The following is a 21,463-nucleotide window of genomic DNA, read 5'->3' on the forward strand; positions in this document are numbered from 1 at the left end:
GGGCGGATGCCTCGGCGCCCCGCGTCAGCGCTGCGGGAAGCCGGGCGGGGTCGCGGTGAGCACCGGGGCCAGCGCGGCCATGCGCTCGGCCTCGAGGGTGAGCGCGGCGAGGTCGCGTTCGCGCCGGAGCGCGGCGACCCCGGCGAGGAACCGCTCGGCCGGGGCGTCGGGGACCGGTGAGACGTAGGGGACGACCTCGGCCGCGAGCGAGGCCGCGACCCGGTCGCGGCTCGCCGGTGCGAGATGCGGGGCGTTCTGCAGGAACGACGCCACCCGGCGCGCGAGCGGGTCGGGAAGTCGGCCGATGTCGGCGATCGCCGCCCATGCGCCGAGCTCGACCGGCACCCCGAACGCGGTCGACGGCGGCACCGGCACCCGCTCGACCTGCCCGTGCGTGCCGGCCAGCAGGTCGCCGAGGCGCTTCGACGACGGGTTCAGGAAGCCGACGAGCACCGCGAGGCCGCCGAACGTCATGTAGATCTCGACGACGCCGACGAGCGCCCGGATGAAGGCGTGCCTGAAGCCGATCGCACCGCCGTCGTCGCGCACGACGCGGAGCCCGAGGGCGAGCTTGCCGAGCGAACGACCCCGCGACGCCGTCTCGACGGTCGTCGGCAGCACCACGAGCACTGCGACGAGGCCGGTGATGAGCACCGCGCGGAAGGCCGCCTCGTCGACGCCGAGCCCCGCGAGCAGGAAGACGAGGCCGACGAGGAGCACGATGCTCACGAGCACGTCGATCGCGGCGCCGCCCGCACGGATGAGCGCGCTCGCGGGCCGCAGGTCGAGGCTGACCGCCTCGCCGGTGAGCACGCCGTCGTCGTCGAAGCGGGCGAGCCGGATGGGCTCGGCGGTCGATTCGGCCATGGGTAGTATTCAAGCAGATGGACCTCGAAGCGCTCGCCTCAGCCCGCCGTGACGACTGGCAGCGGCTCGACGCGCTCGCGCGCAGTTCGCGCCTCAGCGGGCCCGAGACCGACGAGCTCATCGAGCGGTATCAGGCCGGGGCATCCGACCTCTCGCTCGTGAAGTCGACGGCCGGGTCGACCGCCCTCGGCGACCGGCTCTCGCTCTCGCTCGCGCGTGCGAGGCTGCGCTTCACGGGCGCCCCCGAGAACCCGCTGCGCCAGCTCGCGAGATTCACTGCGGTCGACCTTCCCGCGGCGCTCCACCGCCTCCGCTGGCTCACGCTCGCGGTCGCCGTGGCCACGTTCGTCATCGCGGCGCTCTACGCGTGGTGGATCGCCGGCGACCCGAGGGCGCTCGCCTCGATCGGCTCGGAGCGGGAGCTCCGCCAGATCGCCGAGGAGGGGTTCGCCGCCTACTACTCGGAGCACCCGGCCGGCTCCTTCGCCGGTTCCGTCTGGACGAACAACGCGTGGGTCGCCGCCCAGTGCGTCGCCTTCGGCGTGCTCGGCGTCTGGGTGCCGTGGGTGATCATGCAGAACGCGCAGAACCTCGGCGTGAACGCCGCGATCATGTTCGCCTACGACGAGGCCGACACCTTCTTCCTCTACATCGCCCCCCACGGCCTGCTCGAGCTCACCTGCGTGTTCGTGGCCGCCGCGGCGGGGCTGCGCATCTTCTGGGCGTGGGTCGCTCCAGGGCCGAGGCCGCGCGGGGTCGCCCTCGCCGCCGACGCCCGGGCGCTCTTCACGGTCGCCATCGGGCTCGTCTTCTTCCTCTTCGTCGCGGGCCTCATCGAGGGCTTCGTGACGCCCGCACCGTGGCCGTGGGCCGTCAAGATCGGCATCGGAGCGCTTGCGCTCGGCGGGTTCCTCTTCTACATGCTGGTGATCGGCGGTCGAGCGCGGCGTGCGGGGGCGACCGGCGACCTCGCGGCGTTCGACGCCGGCGCCACGCGGGTCGTCTCGGGCTGAGGCGCCGAGCGGCCCAGGCGTGCGTCCCGCATCTCCCGCGGGTTGAGCGCGGCGGGCGTTCGGGAGGAGCTCGCCCGCTTCGGAGGTCGATCCGAGGCATCGCCTCCTCCCGAGCGGTCGATCTCCTCCGCATCCCGCGTGCGTGCCGTGAGACGACGAAAGGCGGATGCCCCGTGGGGCATCCGCCTTCGTCAGCTGCGGCGACTACGCGGTGAGCTTCGCCGGACGGTCGAAGACCGCCTTGTAGATCACGCCGGCGAGCAGCGCACCGGCGATCGGGGCGACGATCGAGGCCCAGAGCTGGGTGAGTGCGAGCTCGCCGCCGAAGATCGCGGTCGCGATCGAACGCGCCGGGTTGAACGAGCCGTTCGAGACCGGGCCGGCGACGAGCACGAGGACGGTGAGCGTGAGACCGATGGCGAGCGGGGCCAGGTTCGACGCCGCGCGGCCGGCCGAGGTCACGCCGAGGATCACGAAGAGGAAGACCGCGGTGGCGACGATCTCGGCGATGAGGAAGGAGCCGAGGCCGAACCCGCCGGGCGAGAGCTCGTCGTACCCGGTCGACGCGCCGCGGAAGATCGCGATGTCGAACATGGGGCCGGTCGAGAGGATGCCGAGCAGCACCACCGAACCGAGGATGCCGCCGACGACCTGGGCCGCAAGGTAGCCGAGCACGTCCTTCCAGGCGAAGCGTCCGGCGACGGCGAGACCGAGGGTGACGGCCGGGTTGAAGTGGCCGCCCGAGATCGGGCCGAAGGCGTAGACGCCGACGACGACCGAGAGGCCGAGCGCGACGGCCACGGCGAGCAGGCCGGCGGTCGGTGCGGCGAAGATCGCCGCACCGATGACGCCGAAGACGAGGATGAAGGTGCCGAGGAGTTCGGCGGTGAGCTTCTGGGCGGTCGACGGAACGGCGACGGCAGGTGCGGTGTCAGACATTGAGTCCCTTTCGTAGGGTGGACGGACGCGGACGTCGTCCGTTCGTGTGGCGCTGCCTCATCGGCGCCTTCCAGAGCGTAGCGAGTCCGCCGTTCTCGAGCGGTGAACCCCGCGCGAATGTTCGAAAACTGCGCCGTGCGACCCCGGGCGTCGCAGCCCGCCGTCTCAGAGCCGCCCGGCGGCCTTGAGCTCGAGGTAGCGATCGGCGAGGGCCGGGGGCAGTTCATGCGGCGCAGCGGTGACCGTCTGGGCGCCGAGCCGGCGGATCGCCGCGCCGACCCGTTCGCCGTCGAGCAGGCCGCGCTCCGCGGCCGCAGCGCCGTACACCTCGTCGAGGTCGCCGCGCAGCCGACTCGCCTCGAGCAGCGCGGGGTCGGCGACGGAGGCGACGACGACCGTGTGGCGCGCGGTGAGCTGCGGCAGCACCGACAGCAGGCCGCGCGCGGAGCCGGGGGAGTCGGCAGCGGTCAGCAGGACGACGAAGGCGTGCCGACTCGTGACCGCGCGCACCTGACCGGGCACGAGCGCCCAGTCGGCCTCGACGAGTTCGGCGTCGATGCCCGCCATCGCGTCGACCATGCGGGCGAGGAGGTCGGCTCCGCTCGCGCCGTGCACGCGCCCCCGCAGGCGGCGATCGGTCGCGAGGAAGTCGACGCGGTCGCCCGCGTGCGATGCGAGCGCCGCGAGCAGCAGCGCGGCCTCGTAGCTCGTGTCGAGGCGCGGTTCGTCGGCGATGCGCGCCGCAGCGGTGCGCGAGGTGTCCGCGACGATGACGATGCGGCGGTCGCGTTCGGGGCGCCAGGTGCGGACCATGAGCCTCGTGTTGCCGGGCACCTCGGGGTCGATGTGGCGCGCGGTCGCCCGCCAGTCGATGGAGCGCACGTCGTCGCCCCGGACGTACTCGCGGATCGAGTCGAACTCGGTGCCCTGCCCGCGGATGAGGAGCGGCGTCCGGCCGTCGAGCTCGCGCAGCCGGGTCAGCCGGGAGGGCAGGTGCACCCGCGAATGGAACGGCGGCAGTACCCGCACCCGCCCCGGCGCCGCGAGGGTCGCCTGCCGCGCCCACAGGCCGAGCGGGCCGGCCGAGCGGATCGTCACCTGCTGCGTGCGCCGATCGCCGCGACGGGTCGGCACGAGCTGCAGCGTCATGCGGCGACGCTCGCCCGGCGGGATCGCGAGCCGGGTGCGGTTGGTGCCGGCGACCCCGGCCGAGGGCTCCCACCCGTCGCGGACGGTGGCGCGGAGCATCCGGCCGCCGAGGTTCTGCACCGTGAGCTGCGAGGCGACGGGCTCGCCCAGCCGCACTCGATCGGGCAGCTCACGGCCGAAGGCGACCGTTCGGGGCGAGGCGGCGAGCGAGAGGTCGACGATGCCGGCACCGGTGACGACGAGGAGCCACCCGACGAGCGCGAGCCAGGCCAGGGGCGCGCTCGAGATGCCCGCCACCACGACGGGGACGACCCCGAGGGCGACGAGCAGCGCGAATCGACCGGTCAGCGCCATCTCAGAGCGGAACCTGCACCTGCTGCGCGATGCCGCGCAGCACCTGGTCGACCGAGACGCCCTCGAGCTCGGCCTCGGGGCGCAGCTGCACCCGGTGGCGCCAGACCGGCAGCAGCATCGCCTGCACGTGGTCGGGGGTGAGGGACTCGAAGCCCGTGAGCCACGCCCAGGCCTTCGCCGCGGCGAGGAGCCCGGTCGTGCCGCGTGGGCTCACGCCGAGTCGCATCGAGGGGCTGCGGCGGGTCGCACGGGCGAGGTCGACGAGGTAGCCGAGCACGTCGTCCTCGACGCGCACCGCGGCGGCCGCCCGACGCGCGGCCGCGAGCTCGTCGGCGCCGAGCACCGGCGTGACGCCCGCGGCGGCGAGATCGTGCGGGTCGAAGCCGTCGGCGTGGCGACGCAGCAGCGAGACCTCGGCCTCGCGCTCGGGCACGTCGAGCACGAGCTTCAGGAGGAAGCGGTCGAGCTGCGCCTCGGGAAGGGCGTAGGTGCCCTCGTACTCGATCGGGTTCTGGGTCGCCGCGACCATGAACGGGTCGGGCAGCGGCCGGGTCACGCCGTCGGCCGAGACCTGGCGCTCCTCCATCGCCTCGAGGAGCGCGGACTGGGTCTTCGGCGGCGTGCGGTTGATCTCGTCGGCCAGCAGGATGTTGGTGAACACCGGCCCCTCGCGGAAGGCGAACTCGCCGGAGCGGGGGTCGTAGGCGAGCGAGCCGGTCACGTCGCCGGGCATGAGGTCGGGCGTGAACTGCAGGCGTCGTGTGTCGAGCTGCAGGGTTCGGCTGAGCGTGCGCACGAGCAGGGTCTTCGCCACTCCGGGCACACCCTCGAGCAGCACGTGCCCGCGGGTGAGCAGGGCGATGATGAGGCCCGTCACCGCGCCGTCCTGGCCGACGACGGCCTTGCCGACCTCGGTGCGGACGCGGTTCAGCGCGGCGCGCAGTTCGTCGTCGGGCGTGGCGGGCGCCGGTGCAGGGGTCGCCGCAGCGGTCGTCGCCGGGGCTTCCGCCGCCTGGGCGGTCGTCTCGTTCGCGATCGGGTCGGTCATGGTCGCCTTCCTGGATGATCCGCAGGCTGCGGGGTGGAGGTCTCTGGTGCGAGTGTCGCACGCACGGCGTGTTCGAGATCGTCGAGCCCGGCCGCGAGCCGCACGAACTCCTGGTCGCCGGTGGGCACCGCATCGATCAGCACGGCGCGCACCTGCCCCGGGTCTCGTCGGGTCGCGGCCGCCGCCGCCGCGGCGATCTCGGCGACGTCGGCGGTGCGCGGCAGCCGCAGTGCCGAGGCGATGCGGGCGAGCGTGCCGAGGCGCAGCTGGTCGAGCGCGTGCCGGCGCGCCGCGCTGCGCGCGTACAACCGGGCGCGGCCCACGGCGGTCTCGCCCGCAGGCACGTGCACGGGGAGGTTCTCGACGACCAGGGGGCCGAAGCGCCGCCCGCGCCAGACGCCGGCGACGATGGTGACGACGACCGCGAGGGCGAGCACCGGGCTGACCCAGCCCGGGGTGAGTTCGCCGAGCGTGGGTGCCTGGTCGGGGTCGGCATCGAGGGGGCCGGGCAGGTACCACACGAGTTCATCGGATGCCCCGGCGAGCCCGATGGCGAGCGCCGCGTTGCCGCGCTCGGTGATGCGGCCATTCTCGAACGGGGTCGATGCCCCGACGAGTGCGATCCGTCCGTCGCCCGACGAGGGTCCCTCGGCGACGGCGTAGCCGTACTCGCCGTCGCGGAAGCACCCCTGCCAGCCGCCAGAGGCCGCCTCGTCGTCGATGGTGAAGAGGCGCTGGTCGGTCGAGAGCGCCCCGGCGTTCTCGGCGGCGGGGAGCTCGCACGCGACCTCGTCGAGGGCGCCCGATGCGGCCCCGGCCAACCGTATGCCGGGGGCGAGCGCCTCGAGCGCGGCGAACCCGGGCTCGACGACGACGACGCGGTCGGCGAACATCGCCAGCCGGCTGAGTCGCTGCTCGTCGAGCAGGCCGAACTCGTCGAAGACGAGCACCGTGGCACCGGACTTCGCCGCGGTGAGTGCCGTGTCGAAGTCGTCGGCGGTCTCGACCTCGACGCCGTGGGAGCCGAGGACCTCGACGAGCGCCTTCGCCCCGAACGGGGCCGGATTGTCGGCGCCGAGACGCTGGCCGGCGCCCGCGGCGCCGCCGCGGAGCACGAGCAGCGCGATCGCACCGAGCACGAGGACGATCGCGAACCAGATCCAGATGCGTCGGCGGCGGACACCCGCGCGGAACGTCGGCGTGATCGCGGCGGCGGGCGTCACGTCGGCGGGTGCGGAGGCGACCGCCGCAGCGGGCGGCGCCGCCGTCATCGGACGGCCCCCGCTGCGTCGGCGGCCGCCTCGGGGGCGCCGGCGGGCCGGCTCCGGGCGAGTTCGGTCTCGAGCTCGCTCATCCGCTCGTACCCCGCGGCGCTGCCGAGCCCACCCAGGTAGCGCACCCCGTCGAACTCCGCGGCGGCCGCCGCGAGCTCGCGCTCGCGATCCGGGAAGGGCGCTGCGGCCGCCAGTGCGAAGGCGTGCGCGGTGGTACCCGGGTGCACCTGCACGAGATCGCGGTCGACCGTGCCCCGGACGAGCGCGCGGAAGCGCTCCTCGATGGCGAGCGGCCAGTCCCAGCTCGCCGCGGCGAGCTCTGCGGCCCGCCGCAGCGCCGCGAGGTCGCGGAGGTCGCCGTCGTCGAAGAGCGGGACGGCGGCCTGCTGACGCCGACGGAGACGGGGCGCGCCGAAGACCAGGAAGGCGACGACGACGAGCGCGGCGACGGCGACGACGACGATGAGCGTCACGACCGGCGCGGGCACGCCCCCGGCGCCGCCGAGGAGCTCGGCGAACCAGTCGCGGACGGCCTGCATCGCGAGGTCGAAGGCGGTCGGCTTGGAGTTCTGGTACTCGGGCTTGGCGAGTTCGTCCTCGAGCCACCGACGCGCCTCGGGCGCGTCGGGGTCGAGCGGGGTCAGGACGAGCACCGTCAGTGCCGGGGCTGCTCGGGTCCGCCGGCCTCGGGCGTCGTCGGCCAGGTCGTGGCGGGCGGTGCCGCCGCCGGCGCGTACGGCGCCCATGCGGGGGCGGGTGCGCTCGACGGCGGCGGTGCGTACGGGTCGCCCGTCGCGGCCGCGCCCGCGTCGCGCTGCTCGACGTGGCGCGCGAGCTCGAGGTCGAGCCCCTCGGTGCGCATGCGCAGGTCGATGTAGATGACGGCGACGAGGGCGGCCTGCACGACGGCGGTGATCGCGCCGATGAGCAGCGACAGCACGAGCGTGACGACGCTCGTCGCGATGGTGATGCCGAGCGCGGCCCCGGTGCCGGTCGGGTCGATGATCGCGGCGAGGACGGTACCGATGAGCGACACCGGCTGCACCACGACCTGGGCGGCCACGTTCAGGATGAGCCCCACCAGCAGCAGGGTGCCGAAGGTGCGCCAGAAGTACCCGTTCGTGAGTCGCCACGACCGTCGTACGGCCTGCCCGATCCCGGTGTTCTCGAGCACGATGATGCTCGGCACGATCGCGAGCTTGGTGCCGAGCCAGGCGCCGACCACCGCGAGGCCGAGGGCGCCGAATAGCGTGACGAGCACCGCGCCGATCAGGGCGCCGGGCGAGGTGAGCGCGGCGACGACGATGATGCCGGTGAACACGGCCACGACGAGGAGCACCGCGAGGGTGACGAGCGCCGTCCACCCGAGCAGCGGCCAGATGCGGCGCGCGGCGCGCCGCCAGAGCGCTCCGAACCCGAGCCGCTCGCCGAGGGTGCCGGTCGCGACCTCGACGACCATGACCCCCTGCAGGAAGGCGCCGGCGACGAGTGTGAGCGCGACCGGGACGAGCATGAGGAGGAGGAAGGCGCCGACGCCGCCCGACATCACCGCGTCCATGTCCTCGGAGGCGGCGTTCTCGACCCTGGTGAAGATGAACACCATGAACGGCACGACGACGGCGAGCGTCGCGAACGCGGAGACGAGCTGCACGACGAGCCCGCTGCCGAAGGTCGCGCCGGGGTTGCGGCGCAGGGCCTGGAACGGCGCCCAGAGCAGCGTGCCGAAGCTCAGCGGACGCAGCGGCAGCAGCCCGGGCTTCGGCGGCGGCGCCCACGCGCCGGGCGCGGGCGGGAGCCACGGCTGCTGCGGCGAACCGTAGCCCGGCGCGGGCGGCACCGGGGGCGCGCCGTACGGCGGCGGCACCGGGGCATCCGGAGCCGAACCGCTCGCCGGAGTACCGGGCGCCTGCCAGTCGTGATCCGACACCTGTACGCACTCCTTCCGGCGGGGTGCCCCCATGCTCGCACATTCGGCCGAGCCGCACGCCGACCGGCTACGCTGGAGCGCACCAGACCGCGCCGCGTCGCACGGCACCGAGACGGAGACCGGGCCGCGCCGCACGGCACCGACACGGGACTGCGCCGGAAAGCTCGGCGCCGACAGGAATGAACGGGATGACTTCACGCGTACTCGTCGTCGACGACGACACGGCCCTCGCCGAGATGATCGGCATCGTGCTGCGCACCGAGGGCTTCGAGCCGGTCTTCTGCGCCGACGGCGCCGGCGCGCTCGCCGCGTTCCGCGAGTCGAAGCCCGACCTCGTGCTCCTCGACCTGATGCTCCCCGGCATGGACGGCATCGAGGTGTGCGGTCGAATCCGCGCCGAGTCGGGCACGCCGATCATCATGCTGACCGCGAAGTCCGACACGGCCGACGTCGTGAAGGGCCTCGAGTCCGGCGCCGACGACTACATGGTCAAGCCCTTCAACCCGAAGGAGCTGGTCGCCCGCATCCGCACCCGGCTGCGGCCGACCCCCGACCCGGTCGTCGCGACGCTCGGCATCGGCGACCTCGTGATCGACGCGGCCGGGCACGAGGTGCGTCGCGGCGAGACCCGCATCAACCTCACGCCGCTCGAGTTCGACCTGCTGCTCACCCTCGCTTCGAAGCCGCAGCAGGTGTTCACCCGCGAGATGCTGCTCGAACAGGTCTGGGGCTACCACTACAAGGCCGACACGCGGCTCGTGAACGTGCACGTGCAGCGGCTGCGGGCGAAGGTCGAGCACGACCCCGACAACCCGCGCATCGTCATGACGGTGCGCGGCGTCGGCTACCGCGCCGGCGCGACGACCTAGGCGACGGGCCGGATGTCCGAGACGGCCGCCACGGCGATCCCCCTCGCGGGTTCGTGGCGCGAACTGCCGAGGAGGATGGCCGCGCTCTGGCGCCGGTCGCTGCAGTTCCGCACGGTCGTCATCACGATCGCCCTCTCCTCGCTCGCGATCTTCGTGATCGGCCTGTACATCTCGTTCAGCGTGGCGTCGAACCTGTTCCAGAGCCAGCTCGACCAATCGCTCGCCGCTGCGAACAACGCCACGGTGGCCGCCCAGCGCATCCTGAACTCCTCCGACGCGGCGGATCGCGGTGCGCTGCAGAGCCTCATGTCCTCGACCGTGCGCACGGTGGGGGCGAGTTCGGGCTCGACCTCGATCGCCTACTTCCGGGTGCCGACCGATGCGCCGGTGAGCGACGCGCCGCCCGACCGCGGCGATCCGCAGCTGAGCGCGGTCATCACCGACGAGCTGCGCGAACGGGTGCAGGCCAATCCCGACGGGCAGTTCTGGCAGTCGGTCGCGCTCGAGAACGCCGACGGCGGCACCGACCCCGGCGTGGTGGTCGGCAGCACCCTCGAGGTGCCGAGGGCGGGCGACTACGAGCTCTACATCGGCTACGACTTCGCCGATGCGCAGCAGACGCTCGGGTTCATGCAGGCGGTCGGCGTGCTCGGCGCGATCGCGCTGATCGTGCTGCTCAGCGCGATCACGCTGCTCGTCGTGCGCTGGGTGATCGAGCCGATCCGCTCGGCGGCCACGACGAGCCGGCGGCTGGCCGCGGGGGACCTCGGGGTGCGCATGCCGTCGAAGGGAGAAGACGAGCTGGCGACCCTCGCCGCGTCCTTCAACGGCATGGCCGACAGCCTGCAGGCCCGCATCCGCGAGCTCGCCGAGCTGTCGGTGATGCAGCAGCGATTCGTCTCCGACGTCTCGCACGAGCTGCGCACGCCGCTCACCACCATCCGGCTCGCGGGCGACGTGCTGTACGGTCAGCGCGAGGACTTCCCCGGGCCGACCTCGCGCACCGTCGAGCTCCTGCACACGCAGACCGAGCGCTTCGAGCGGTTGCTGGCCGACCTCCTCGAGATCAGCCGCTATGACGCCGGTTCGGTCGAGCTCACCACTGAGCCCACGAACCTCGTGCACCTCGCCGGTGATGCGATCGAGTCGATGCACGAGCTCGCGCGCGAGCGAGGCAGCGAGCTGCGTCTCGTCGCCCCCGGCGGCCATGTCGACGCCGAGGTCGACCCGCGCCGCATCCGCCGCATCGTGCGCAATCTGCTCGGCAACGCGATCGAGCACGGCGAAGGGCGCCCGATCGTCGTGGCGGTCGACAGCAACCAGTCGGCGATCGCCCTGTCGGTGCGCGACTACGGCCTCGGCATGACCGAAGAGGAGAGCGCACGCGTGTTCGACCGATTCTGGCGGGCCGATCCGAGCCGCACACGGACCATCGGCGGCACCGGGCTCGGCCTCGCCATCTCGTTGGAGGACGCGGTCGCGCATCGGGGCACGCTCGACGTCTGGTCGAGGCCCGGCTCGGGCACCGTGTTCCGGCTCACCCTGCCGCGCGGCGACGACGCCGAGTCGGTCGTCTCGCCGTTGCCGCTCGAGCCCGACGACGCCCTGGCGAGCGGACCGCCGCCGACGGGCATCATCGCCGCGGTCGACCTCGACGCGGTCGCCGACGGCGGCGCGGCCGGTACCTCCACGGATGCCACGGGGCAGGGGGTGCGCGATGCGTAGACGTGTGCTCGGGGCATCCCTCGCGCTCGCGGTGGCGGCCCTGCTCAGCGGCTGCGTCGCGCTGCCGACCTCGGGGCCCGTCGGCGTCGGGAATCCGGATCCGGTGGAGGAGTCGGCGGAGCTCGACACCTTCGTGCGCCCGCCGCAGGCCGGGGCGACGCCCGACCAGATCGTGCAGGGGTTCATCGAGGCCGCCGCGAGTCCGCGCGGCAACTACGACGCGGCCAGGGACTTCCTCACCCCGGAGTTCTCGGCGGAGTGGCAGCCGGGTGCGGGCGCGACGATCGACGTGCTCGCCGACCGCTCGATCGAGGAGCCCGAGGTCGCCGACGACGCCACCGAGACCCAGCTCTCGGTCGGCGCGACGCCGGCGGCCGCGCTGACGTCGAACGGCCAGTACGAACTGCCCGCGTCGGCCGCCGAGGTCACCCTGCCGTATCGTCTCGAGCGCGTCGACGGCGAGTGGCGCATCGCCGAGGCCCCGAAGGGAATCCTCATCGACGAGCTGACCTTCGGCGACGTGTTCCGGCCGTACGAGCTCGCTTTCTTCGATCCGACCTTCCAGTACCTCGTGCCCGACCTGCGCTGGTTCGCGGGGCGCGACTCGGCCCAGACGAGCATCGTGCGGGCCCTGCTCGCCGGGCCGGCCGAATGGCTCGCGCCCGGCGTCGAGACGGCCTTCCCCGAGGGCGTCTCGCTCGAGACGAGCTCGGTGCCGATCGCCAACGGCATCGCGAGCGTCGAGCTCTCGGGCGCCTCCTTCGACGACGTCCTGACCGTGCAACGCATGCAGGAGCAGCTCGACGAGAGCCTCGTGGGCGTCGTGCGCAACGTCGACGAGGTCGCGCTCGCGATCGACGGGGCGGCGCAGGACGTGCCTCCGCTCGACGACCCGCCGGTGCACGATCCGCCGGTCGATCCGCGGCCGGTCGTCTTCGACGGCGCCGCCTTCGGCCACCTCGCCGCCTCGGGCGACGAGATCGAGCCGATCGAGGACATCTCGCCGCAGGTCGAGGGACTCGCGGTGTCGGCCGCCGCGGTCGGCCCGCGTGGTGAATCGGTCGCCGTGCGCACGCCGGCGGGGGTCTCGGTCGTGCTGCCCGGCGAGCCCGCCGAGGTGCGTGATCCGCGACCGGGGCTCATCACGCCCGCCGTCGACCCCGAGGGTGTCGTCTGGTCGGTGCCCGCGACGGCGCCCGGGGAGCTCGTGGCGTACCTGCCGAGCGGCGAGGAACGGGAGCGTCCCATCCCGGTTCCGTGGTCGGGATCGACGATCGCGGCGCTCGAGGTCTCGCGCGACGGCACGCGCATCATCGCCCTCCTCGGCGACGGGGTGCGCACCCGCTTCGTCGCAGCGTCGATCGAGCGTGACGCCGACGGCATGCCGATCGCGCTCGGCCCCGTCGTGCTCAGCCTGTCGGGGCTGGCAGGAACGCCGCGCGACGTGGCCTGGCTCGACGCGAACACGGTCGCATCGCTCACTTCGCTGCCCGGCGGCGATACGCGGGTCGTCGTCGAGGAGCTCGGGGGAGTGCCCGAGACCATCGCCGGCCCGGAGGGCGGCATCCAGCTCGACGCCGGCAACGGGGAGCGCGATCTCCGGGTGCTCACCTCCTCGGGCGATCTCGATGTGCAGAGCGGCGTGGGCTGGCAGATCCGGGCGAGGGGCATCGACTTCGTCGCCTCGCAGATGCCCGACTGACCCGTCGACCCGGTCGCCGACCTCTCGACCGCTCCTCCCCAGCACGGACGGGCGCGCACGCGGGCCACCGTCCGCGGTCACCCCGATCGGCGCTCGAGCCCGCGCGGCAGACTCCGTGACGTGACCGCGTCTCCGGCCCTGCGCCTCGCCGGCGCCGCGCAGGCCGCCCGTGAGGCCGTCCTCGACGGCCTCGCGGTGCTCGCACCCGTCGCCTGCGCGGGTTGCGGAACCGTCGACCGCGCCGTCTGCGCCGTCTGCCTCGGCGTGCTCGCCCCGGTGCCGCGCACGGTGACCCGGCCCGTTCCGAGCCCCGAGGCGCCGATCGTCGTGCACGCCTCGCTGGAGTACGCGGGAGTGGTCGCCACGACCCTCGCCGCGTTCAAGGACGGCGGGCGCACGGACGCCGTGCGGCCGCTCGCCCTCGCGTTGCGCGCTGCCGTCGTCGCCGCGCTCACCGACGCGGGGCCGGGCGCCCCCGTCGAGCTGTGCACGGTGCCGTCGACTCGGCGCGCGCTCCGCGAACGCGGCTACGCCCCGGTCGAGCTGCTGCTCGCGCGCAGCGGCATCCGTTCCGCGCGCGTGCTCCGCCTCGCACGGGACCGCGTCGACCAGGCCGGGCTCGACCACGCGGCGCGACGGGCGAACGCCGCGGGCGGGCTCGTCGCCGCGCGTCGCCTCGACGGACGCCGCTTCCTGCTGGTCGACGACATCCTCACGACCGGGTCGACCCTCGCCGAGTCGGCACGCGCCGTGCGGTCGGCGGGTGGTTCGGTCGCCGGTTGTGCGGTGCTCGCCGAGACGCCGCTGCGGCGCATTCGGCTCTCGGCGAACTCTCTGGAAGCCGCCCGTGACAATGGCGTGCAAGCGGACTACGGTGGCAGGACAGGCGTGGTCGATCCACCCTTCAGAACCGGGTGACACGCCGGTGAACGGAGGTCGTCATGGAACTGAACATCGTCGGACGAAACCTGGGGATCACGGACCGTTTCCGCGCCTATGCGACGGAGAAGTCCGAGAAGGTCACGCACTTGAACGACCGGGCCATCTCCCTCGACGTGAAGCTCAGCCGTCACAACGAGAAGAACGGCAACCCTGGTCTCGATCGCGTCGAGCTGACCCTGTTCGGAAAAGGGCCGGTGGTGCGGGCTGAGGCCGACGGCACCGACAAGTACGCGGCGTTCGACGTCGCGCTCGGGCGATTGCTCGAACGCATCAGGAGGGCGAAGGACCGGCGGAAGGTCCATCGAGGCGGCAATCACCGCCACACCTCCCTCCGCGAGGCCACCGATGCCGGTTTCGCCGATGTCGGCGTGCAGGCCGCGGCACCCGAGGTGCTCGAGCGGGTGCGCACCGGGGCGATCCCCGTCGTGGCCGAGCCCGACGGGATCGAGGAGGACGAGGTCTACAGTCCCGTCGTGATCAGGCGCAAGGTCTTCGCGTCGACGCCCATGACCGTCGACGACGCGCTCTACTTCATGGAACTCGTGGGGCACGACTTCTACCTCTTCGTCGACGCCGAGTCGAACCGCCCCAGCGTCGTCTACCGCCGAAAGGGCTGGGATTACGGCCTGATCGGCCTCGACGAGAACTCCGACGCCGTGCTCGACAGCCCCGTGACGAAGGGGCGCGAGCCTGTGGCATCCTGACCGACGTCATGCTCTGAACCGGCGACCCCGCCCGGCATCGCACGATGCCGAGCGGGGTCGCTCAGGCTGCGGCCCACTAGCATGGCTATGATGACCGCTGGACAGGCGGCAGTGGGCGCCGCCGCCACCCGAGGCGGGCACCGACGACGCAGCGCCCGATGAAACACAGGAGAACATTCGTGGCTTCGATTCTTGAAAAGGTCCTCCGCGTCGGCGAGGGCCGAACCCTCAAGCGGCTCGAGAACTACGCGGCGGCGATCAACGCCCTCGAAGACGGCTTCCAGGCCCTCAGCGACGAGGAGCTCAAGCACGAGACCGTCGAGCTGCGCGAGCGCTACGCGAGCGGCGAGTCGCTCGACGACCTGCTGCCCGAGGCGTTCGCCGCCGTGCGCGAGGCGTCGCGCCGCACCCTCGGCCTCCGTCACTTCGACGTGCAGCTCATGGGCGGCGCCGCCCTTCACCTCGGCAACATCGCCGAGATGAAGACCGGTGAGGGCAAGACCCTCGTCGCGACGACGGCCGCCTACCTCAACGCGCTCACGAGCCGCGGCGTGCACGTGATCACGGTGAACGACTTCCTCGCGAGCTACCAGTCCGAGCTGATGGGCCGCGTCTTCCGCGCCCTCGGCATGACGACCGGATGCATCGTGGCCGGCCAGACGCCGCAGGTGCGCCGCGAGCAGTACGCGGCCGACATCACCTACGGCACGAACAACGAGTTCGGCTTCGACTACCTGCGCGACAACATGGCGTGGCAGGCCTCCGACATGGTGCAGCGCGGCCACTACTTCGCGATCGTCGACGAGGTCGACTCGATCCTCATCGACGAGGCGCGCACCCCGCTCATCATCTCGGGGCCCGCCTCGGGCGAGGCGAACCGCTGGTTCGCCGAGTTCGCGCGGCTCGCCGACCGGCTCGTGCCCGGCGAGGACTTCGAGGTCGACGAGAAGAAGCGCACGGTCGGCGTGCTCGAGCCCGGCATCGAGAAGGTCGAAGACTACCTGGGCATCGACAACCTCTACGAGTCGGCGAACACCCCGCTCATCTCGTTCCTCAACAACTCGATCAAGGCCAACGCACTCTTCAAGCGAGACAAGGACTACGTCGTCATGAACGGCGAGGTGCTGATCGTCGACGAGCACACGGGTCGCATCCTCGTGGGTCGCCGCTACAACGAGGGCATCCACCAGGCGATCGAGGCGAAGGAGGGGGTGCAGGTCAAGGCCGAGAACCAGACCCTCGCCACCGTCACGCTGCAGAACTACTTCCGCCTCTACTCGAAGCTCTCCGGCATGACGGGTACCGCCGAGACCGAGGCGGCCGAGTTCATGTCGACCTACAAGCTCGGCGTCGTGCCCATTCCGACGAACAAGCCGATGGTCCGCATCGACCAGTCCGACCTCGTCTACAAGAACGAAGAGGTCAAGTTCGCCCAGGTCGTCGAAGACATCGTCGAGCGGCACAAGAAGGGCCAGCCCGTGCTCGTCGGCACGACGAGCGTCGAGAAGAGCGAGTACCTCTCGCGCCTGCTCGCGAAGAAGGGCGTGCGGCACGAGGTGCTGAACGCGAAGAACCACGCCCGTGAGGCCGCGATCGTCTCGCAGGCGGGGCGCCTCGGCGCGGTCACCGTCGCCACGAACATGGCCGGCCGCGGCACCGACATCATGCTCGGCGGCAACGCCGAGTTCATCGCCGTGCAGCAGATGCACGAGAAGGGCCTCTCGCCCGCCGAGACGCCCGATGAGTACGAGGCCGCGTGGGACGGCGTGTTCGAGGCCGTCAAGGCCGCGGTCGACGTCGAGGCCGAGAAGGTGCTCGCCGCGGGCGGGCTCTACGTGCTCGGCACCGAGCGCCACGAGTCGCGACGCATCGACAACCAGCTGCGCGGTCGATCGGGCCGTCAGGGCGACCCGGGCGAGAGCCGCTTCTACCTGTCGCTCACCGACGACCTGATGCGCCTCTTCAACGCCGGCGCGGCCGAGAACCTGATGGCGCGCGGCGTGCCCGACGACGTGGCCATCGAGTCGAAGGTCGTCTCGCGCGCGATCCGCTCGGCGCAGTCGCAGGTCGAGGCCCGCAACGCCGAGATCCGCAAGAACGTGCTGAAGTACGACGACGTGCTCAACCGTCAGCGCGAGGCGATCTACGGCGACCGCCGTCACATCCTCGAGGGCGACGACCTGCACGAGCGCACGCAGAAGTTCCTCGAAGACGTGATCGACGAGGTGCTCGCGCAGCACACCGCCGAGGGCAACCCCGACGAGTGGGACTTCGACGCCCTCTGGACCGAGCTGAAGACCCTCTACCCGGTCGACATCACGATCGACGAGGTCGTCGCCGAGGCGGGCGAGAAGGGCCGCGTCAACCGCGAGTTCGTGCGCCGCGAGATCCTCTCCGACGCGAAGCTCGCCTACCAGCGCCGTGAGGAGCAGCTCGGCAGTCCCGCGATGCGCGAGCTCGAGCGCCGTGTCGTGCTCTCGGTCATCGACCGCCGCTGGCGCGACCACCTCTACGAGATGGACTACCTGAAGGACGGCATCGGCCTGCGCGCGATGGCGCAGCGCGACCCGCTGGTCGAGTACCAGCGCGAGGGCTTCGCGATGTTCCAGCAGATGATGGGCTCGATCCGCGAGGAGACCGTCGGGTTCCTGTTCAACCTCGAGGTCGAGGTCGCGCCGCAGGGCGGCACCGGGCCGACGATCGAGGCGAAGGGCCTCGGCCGTCAGGGCGCCGCCGACGACAAGCTGAGCTACACGGCACCGAGCGACTCGGGCGGCGTCGAGGTGCGCAACCAGCGCGGCCAGGTGCAGCAGGCCGCGACCCAGCGCGCGCGTCGCGCGGTCGCCGAGAGCCAGGCGCCCGCGACGGAGCCCGAGCGCGGAGCCTTCGGCCAGCGTGCCGGCAGCGGCGAGGTCGCCCCGCAGAACCGCTCGGAGCGTCGCGCCCAGGAGCGCAAGGGGCGCTGAGCCCCGTCGACGGCCGCGGCCCGCGTGTTCCTCCGAACACGCTGGCCGCGGCCGTTTCCGCGCCCCGCTGCGCGGGCGCGCCGGCGACCCGTACGATCGGAGGATCGCCCACTCGAGGAGGAGCCATGGCGTCACGACCCGAAGATGCGTCCGCGCTGCGTTCAGACACGATCGACGAGCCCCGCGAGGCGGTGAGCGTACGGGTCGGGGGCGGGATGCTCCGCGGCTCGCGCTCGGGCGGCATCGCCCGCTTCCTCGGCGTGCCCTACGCCGCGGCGCCGTTCGGGCCACTGCGCTTCGCGCCACCTGCGCCGCATCCGGGATGGCCGGGGGAGCGCGATGCCACGCAGCCGGGCGCCACCGCCCCGCAGGCGCCGTACGGCGGCGGCCTCGAGCAGGTGCTGCCGAGCGTCGAGGTCGCGGGCGACGAGATCCTGAACGTGAACGTCTGGGCGCCCGGCATCGGTGCGGCCGAGGAGATGCGCGAATCCGACGGCGCGCCGGAGGCCACGGCTACCGGGCGGGCGTCGCTCCCCGTGCTCGTCTGGGTGCACGGCGGCGCGCTGTCGCGCGGCGCGAACGCGCTCGAGAGCTACGACGGCACCACGTTCGCCCGCGACGGCGTCGTGTTCGTGGCGATCAACTACCGTCTCGGATCCGAGGGGTTCTCGGTGCTCGACGGCGCCCCGCTGAACCTCGGGCTCCTCGACGTCATCGCGGCCCTCCGCTGGGTGCGCCAGGAGATCGGCGCCTTCGGCGGCGACCCCGCACGGGTCACCGTCGCGGGGCAGTCCGCGGGCGCCTCGCTCATCGCGGCCGCGCTCGCGCACCCCGACGGGGCCGGGCTCGCCGACCGGGTCATCCTGCAGAGCGGGCCGCTCGCCGCCCGGCCCCGCGAGCGGGCGGGGCGCATCACCCGCCTCATCGCGAAGGACCTCGGCATCGCCGCCGAGCGAGACGCCTTCGCCGCGATCGCGCCCGACGGCCTCGTCGCCGCGCAGTTGCGGGTCACGGCGGGCACCACACCCGTCACGGGTGGCCCGGGCTTCGCCCTCGCCGTCGGCGACGGCCTGCCCGATCCCGAGGTCGCACTCGGCGGGGGAGCGGCCGACGCCGTGCCCGTGCTGATCGGCTCGACCCGCGAGGAGGCCCGGCTCTGGCTCGAACCGACCGGGCTCACGGCGCGCATCAGCGCCCTGCACCTCGCCGCGGCCCGGCTCAGCTTCAAGATCCGCGGCGCGACGATGCGCGCCTATCGGCGCAACCGGCCCGGCGCGAGCCGCGGCGAGCTGTTCGGCGCACTCGCCTCCGACATCCTGCTCCGGCTTCCGATCAACCGTCTGGCCGACGCCCGTCTGGCGCGCGGCGTGCCGACGTGGGTGTACGAGTTCGCCTGGTCGAGCCCCCGCCTCGGCCTCGGCGCCGCCCACTGCATGGAGCTGCCTGCGGTCTTCGATCGGCTCGACGCGGCCGACGCGCTCGCGCTCACCGGGGGAGCGGCGCCCGAGTCGCTCGCCGACGAGATGCACGGCGCGTGGGTCGCATTCGCCACGCACGGCGACCCGGGCTGGGAGAGCTGGACGGCAGACCGGCCGGTGCGGACCTTCGACACGGAGACGCGCACCGTGCTCGCACCCCGGGAGGACGAGCGGGCGAGCTGGGAATGAACGCCTGGGCGCTCAGAGCACACTGACGGCGCTCGCGCGCCAGCGGCGGTCGAAGCCCTCGAGGCGGATCGCCACCGCACGCGAGCGCACGCGCTGATGCACCATCACGACGGCCTCGACGACGCCCTCGGCAGGTTCGTGGAGGTGCACCCGACCGATCGCGAAGGTCGGGCGCTGCGCCTGCTGCCCCTTGACCCGGCGCGCCCTGGCCGCGAGCACGACCCGCTTGGACAGCGCGCGGTACACCTCGTCGGTGACCCAGCGGGCGAGCTGCTCGAGGTCGCGCGCCCCGGCGAGGGACTCGAGGACGCAGTGAGTGAGATTGCGCAGCAGCGGCTCGGGATCGGGGAGCTCGGAGCTCCGCGTCGGCTGGCGTGCGAAGTAGTCGTCGTCGAGATCGAGGTGGCGGGCGGCACTGCCCTGCACCGCAGCCGTTCGGGCGGCTGCGGCATCGCGTACGGTCATCATTGCTCCAGTAGGGCTGGGAGTCGCCGGCCGTTCGGGTCGGCGACGAGGCTCACCCCCCGAGAGGGGGACAGAAGTGACTCACTGCAGTGAATTTAGGCAGGGCGTCGAAGCGTGTCAAGAGATTTCTCGGGCTGTGGAGAACTCGGGCGTCGCGGAGCGTCACCCGGGTAGCGTCGCTGCATGCGCTGGGACCTGCTGTTCGACGACCTCGAGTCGCAGCTCGATCGCGAGCAGCACGACGAGCAGCGGGCCCTCGCGCTCGAGGAGGAGCGGCTGCGGCTCGGTCGGCTGACGCTGCGCGACCGGCTGGCCGCCATCGCCCGTGCGGGCGAACACGGCACAGCGGGCGACGAGCTCGTGCGCATCGAGCTGCAGGGCGGCACCGTGCTGGGCGTCCGCCCGCTCGGCTTCGGCCGCGATTGGATGAGCGCCGAGATCCGCCACCACGGGCGACCGGTCGAGCAGTGCATCGTGCCGCTCTCGGCGGTCGCCGCGATCCTGCCCGGCCGCGGGCAGCTCGACCCGAGCCTCGTGGTGCTGCCCGAGGCATCCGTTCGACTCGCCGAACGCATCGGCCTGCCGTTCGTGCTGCGCGATCTCTGCCGGCGGCGCACCGCCGTGCAGCTCACGACGATCGACGGCACCGCGCACGGCACGATCGACCGCGTCGCACGCGATCACCTCGACCTCGCCCTCCATGAGCGCGGCAGTGCCCGTCGCGAACGCGAGGTGTTCGGCTACCGCATCGTGCCGCTCGCGCGGCTGCTGCTGGTGCGCTTCGACTGAGCCGGTTCGGTCACTCGACGGGGCGGATGCGGCCGCTGCGGACCCCCGAGAGCTCGGCGACGTTCGCGAACTCGCCCTCGTTCCACGCCACGCCGACGCGGGTCTCCTCGTACTGCATCTCGATCCAGACCTCGAGCTGGGCGCGCTCGATGCGCCACGGGCCCGACGTGCCGACCCGGATCGCCGGGAGCTCGCCGCTGCGGATCAGCTCATCGACGGTCGCCACATCGACGGCGAGGATCTCGGCCGCGTCGGCGATCGTGAGGAAGCGGCCGATCTCGCCGCCCGAACCTGCTGAGGTCATGTCTCGATTATCGACCCGATGGCGGTGCGCGCGGGCGAGCCGGAGCCGCTGTGGATAACTTCGGGACGTTCGTCGCGGTTCGGGTGACGATGGGTGGCGACGCGTCCGCGTCGACGACAGGAGGCAGGACCGATGACCGCTCGCAGCCGAGGCGAACGCGGAGCCGTGCGGCTCGATCCCAGGCTCCTCATCGGCCTCGTCCTCGTCGCGGGTTCGACGCTCGGCGTCTGGGCGCTCGTCTCGGGCCTCGACGACACGGTCGAGGTCTACGTCGCCCGCGACACGCTCACGCCGGGCGCGCCGCTCGAGCTCGACGCGCTCGACGTCGCCTCGGTGCGACTCGGTGCGAGCGAGCAGCACTACCTCCTCGTCGACGGAGCGCCAGAGTCGTCCCTCGTGGTGGCGCGCACCGTGCGGGCCGGCGAGCTCGTGCCGGTCGCGGCCGTCGACGACGCCGACCGCACCGGGCTGTCGACCGTGGTGGTGCCGAGCCGGGGCGCGCTCCCGAGCGGACTCGAGGCCGGGGCGCTGGTCGACGTCTGGTCGGCGAAGGCGACCGAGCGCAGCGGCTTCGAAGCCCCCAAGGTGCTCGTCGGCGGGGCGGAGATCGCCGCACTCGTCGAGGAGAGCGGCATGATGGCTTCCGAAGGCACCTCGGTCGAACTCCTGATCCCGCGCGAGAAGGTCGCCGCCCTGCTCGAGGCGCTCGCCGCGGGCGACGCCGTCGATCTCGTCGCGACGCGATCGGCGGGCGACTGA

Annotated in this window: 19 protein-coding genes; 10 read left to right on the plus strand and 9 right to left on the minus strand. The window is 72.8% G+C overall.

The features are described from left to right. Positions 1-24 precede the first annotated feature (24 nt). Positions 25-867 carry an RDD family protein gene (locus GQQ93_RS01685; RefSeq protein ID WP_157422477.1) on the minus strand — a complete coding sequence of 281 codons (843 nt, stop codon included), beginning with the start codon at positions 865-867 and terminating at the stop codon, positions 25-27. 17 nt (positions 868-884) lie between these two features. Here GQQ93_RS01685 and GQQ93_RS01690 point away from each other — a divergent pair, with 17 nt between their 5' ends. Then, a complete protein-coding gene (locus GQQ93_RS01690) occupies positions 885-1,880 on the plus strand; it encodes a stage II sporulation protein M (RefSeq protein WP_157422478.1) in 996 nt (331 codons plus the stop codon). 204 nt (positions 1,881-2,084) lie between these two features. Here GQQ93_RS01690 and GQQ93_RS01695 read toward each other — a convergent pair whose 3' ends face one another. The 6 genes from GQQ93_RS01695 to GQQ93_RS01720 form a co-directional block, all read right to left on the minus strand. After that, positions 2,085-2,819 (minus strand): aquaporin, encoded by a 735-nt coding sequence (locus GQQ93_RS01695; RefSeq protein WP_157422479.1) that lies wholly within the window; start codon positions 2,817-2,819, stop codon positions 2,085-2,087. A gap of 165 nt (positions 2,820-2,984) precedes the next feature. Beyond that, positions 2,985-4,322 (minus strand): DUF58 domain-containing protein, encoded by a 1,338-nt coding sequence (locus GQQ93_RS01700; protein WP_157422480.1) that lies wholly within the window; start codon positions 4,320-4,322, stop codon positions 2,985-2,987. Between the two features lies 1 nt (position 4,323). Further along, entirely contained in the window at positions 4,324-5,370 is a 1,047-nt protein-coding gene (locus GQQ93_RS01705) for an AAA family ATPase (RefSeq protein WP_157422481.1), read from the minus strand. Beyond that, positions 5,367-6,641, minus strand: a complete 1,275-nt coding sequence (locus GQQ93_RS01710; RefSeq protein WP_157422482.1) for a DUF4350 domain-containing protein — start codon at positions 6,639-6,641, stop codon at positions 5,367-5,369. Before GQQ93_RS01710 ends, GQQ93_RS01705 begins: the two co-directional genes overlap by 4 nt. Further along, positions 6,638-7,390 carry a DUF4129 domain-containing protein gene (locus GQQ93_RS01715; RefSeq protein ID WP_212277227.1) on the minus strand — a complete coding sequence of 251 codons (753 nt, stop codon included), beginning with the start codon at positions 7,388-7,390 and terminating at the stop codon, positions 6,638-6,640. The genes GQQ93_RS01710 and GQQ93_RS01715 overlap by 4 nt, the downstream gene beginning before the upstream one ends. Then, positions 7,300-8,571 carry a glycerophosphoryl diester phosphodiesterase membrane domain-containing protein gene (locus GQQ93_RS01720; RefSeq protein WP_170296096.1) on the minus strand — a complete coding sequence of 424 codons (1,272 nt, stop codon included), beginning with the start codon at positions 8,569-8,571 and terminating at the stop codon, positions 7,300-7,302. Before GQQ93_RS01720 ends, GQQ93_RS01715 begins: the two co-directional genes overlap by 91 nt. A gap of 188 nt (positions 8,572-8,759) precedes the next feature. On the opposite strand from GQQ93_RS01720, the gene mtrA reads away from it, so the two are divergent. The 7 genes from mtrA (at position 8,760) to GQQ93_RS01755 (ending at position 19,146) form a co-directional block, all read left to right on the plus strand. After that, a complete protein-coding gene (gene mtrA / locus GQQ93_RS01725) occupies positions 8,760-9,440 on the plus strand; it encodes an MtrAB system response regulator MtrA (protein ID WP_157422484.1) in 681 nt (226 codons plus the stop codon). A 12-nt stretch (positions 9,441-9,452) separates the two neighbouring features. Continuing rightward, positions 9,453-11,165: an MtrAB system histidine kinase MtrB gene (gene mtrB, locus GQQ93_RS01730; protein ID WP_157422485.1), complete on the plus strand. Its 1,713-nt coding sequence runs from the start codon at positions 9,453-9,455 to the stop codon at positions 11,163-11,165. Beyond that, on the plus strand, positions 11,158-12,867 hold the full coding sequence (locus GQQ93_RS01735; RefSeq protein ID WP_157422486.1) for an LpqB family beta-propeller domain-containing protein: 1,710 nt from the start codon (positions 11,158-11,160) through the stop codon (positions 12,865-12,867). Before mtrB ends, GQQ93_RS01735 begins: the two co-directional genes overlap by 8 nt. Before the next feature lie 120 nt (positions 12,868-12,987). Next, entirely contained in the window at positions 12,988-13,785 is a 798-nt protein-coding gene (locus GQQ93_RS01740) for a ComF family protein (RefSeq protein WP_157422487.1), read from the plus strand. 23 nt (positions 13,786-13,808) lie between these two features. Next, positions 13,809-14,513, plus strand: a complete 705-nt coding sequence (gene hpf / locus GQQ93_RS01745; RefSeq protein ID WP_157422488.1) for a ribosome hibernation-promoting factor, HPF/YfiA family — start codon at positions 13,809-13,811, stop codon at positions 14,511-14,513. Between the two features lie 179 nt (positions 14,514-14,692). Further along, a complete protein-coding gene (gene secA, locus GQQ93_RS01750) occupies positions 14,693-17,479 on the plus strand; it encodes a preprotein translocase subunit SecA (RefSeq protein ID WP_157422489.1) in 2,787 nt (928 codons plus the stop codon). A 125-nt stretch (positions 17,480-17,604) separates the two neighbouring features. Further along, positions 17,605-19,146 (plus strand): carboxylesterase/lipase family protein, encoded by a 1,542-nt coding sequence (locus GQQ93_RS01755; RefSeq protein WP_157422490.1) that lies wholly within the window; start codon positions 17,605-17,607, stop codon positions 19,144-19,146. 12 nt (positions 19,147-19,158) lie between these two features. Here the strand turns inward: GQQ93_RS01755 and GQQ93_RS01760 are convergent, their stop codons facing one another. Beyond that, complete coding sequence (locus tag GQQ93_RS01760; RefSeq protein WP_246192002.1) at positions 19,159-19,611, minus strand: Rv3235 family protein; 453 nt, start codon at positions 19,609-19,611, stop codon at positions 19,159-19,161. 183 nt (positions 19,612-19,794) lie between these two features. On the opposite strand from GQQ93_RS01760, the gene GQQ93_RS01765 reads away from it, so the two are divergent. After that, positions 19,795-20,400 (plus strand): hypothetical protein, encoded by a 606-nt coding sequence (locus GQQ93_RS01765; RefSeq protein ID WP_157422491.1) that lies wholly within the window; start codon positions 19,795-19,797, stop codon positions 20,398-20,400. A gap of 10 nt (positions 20,401-20,410) precedes the next feature. On the opposite strand, the gene GQQ93_RS01770 is transcribed toward GQQ93_RS01765, so the two are convergent. After that, positions 20,411-20,704, minus strand: a complete 294-nt coding sequence (locus tag GQQ93_RS01770) for a helix-turn-helix domain-containing protein (RefSeq protein ID WP_157422492.1) — start codon at positions 20,702-20,704, stop codon at positions 20,411-20,413. 132 nt (positions 20,705-20,836) lie between these two features. On the opposite strand from GQQ93_RS01770, the gene GQQ93_RS01775 reads away from it, so the two are divergent. Beyond that, a complete protein-coding gene (locus tag GQQ93_RS01775) occupies positions 20,837-21,463 on the plus strand; it encodes a hypothetical protein (RefSeq protein WP_157422493.1) in 627 nt (208 codons plus the stop codon).

The organism is Agromyces lapidis (assembly GCF_009749405.1).
Classification (GTDB): domain Bacteria; phylum Actinomycetota; class Actinomycetes; order Actinomycetales; family Microbacteriaceae; genus Agromyces; species Agromyces lapidis.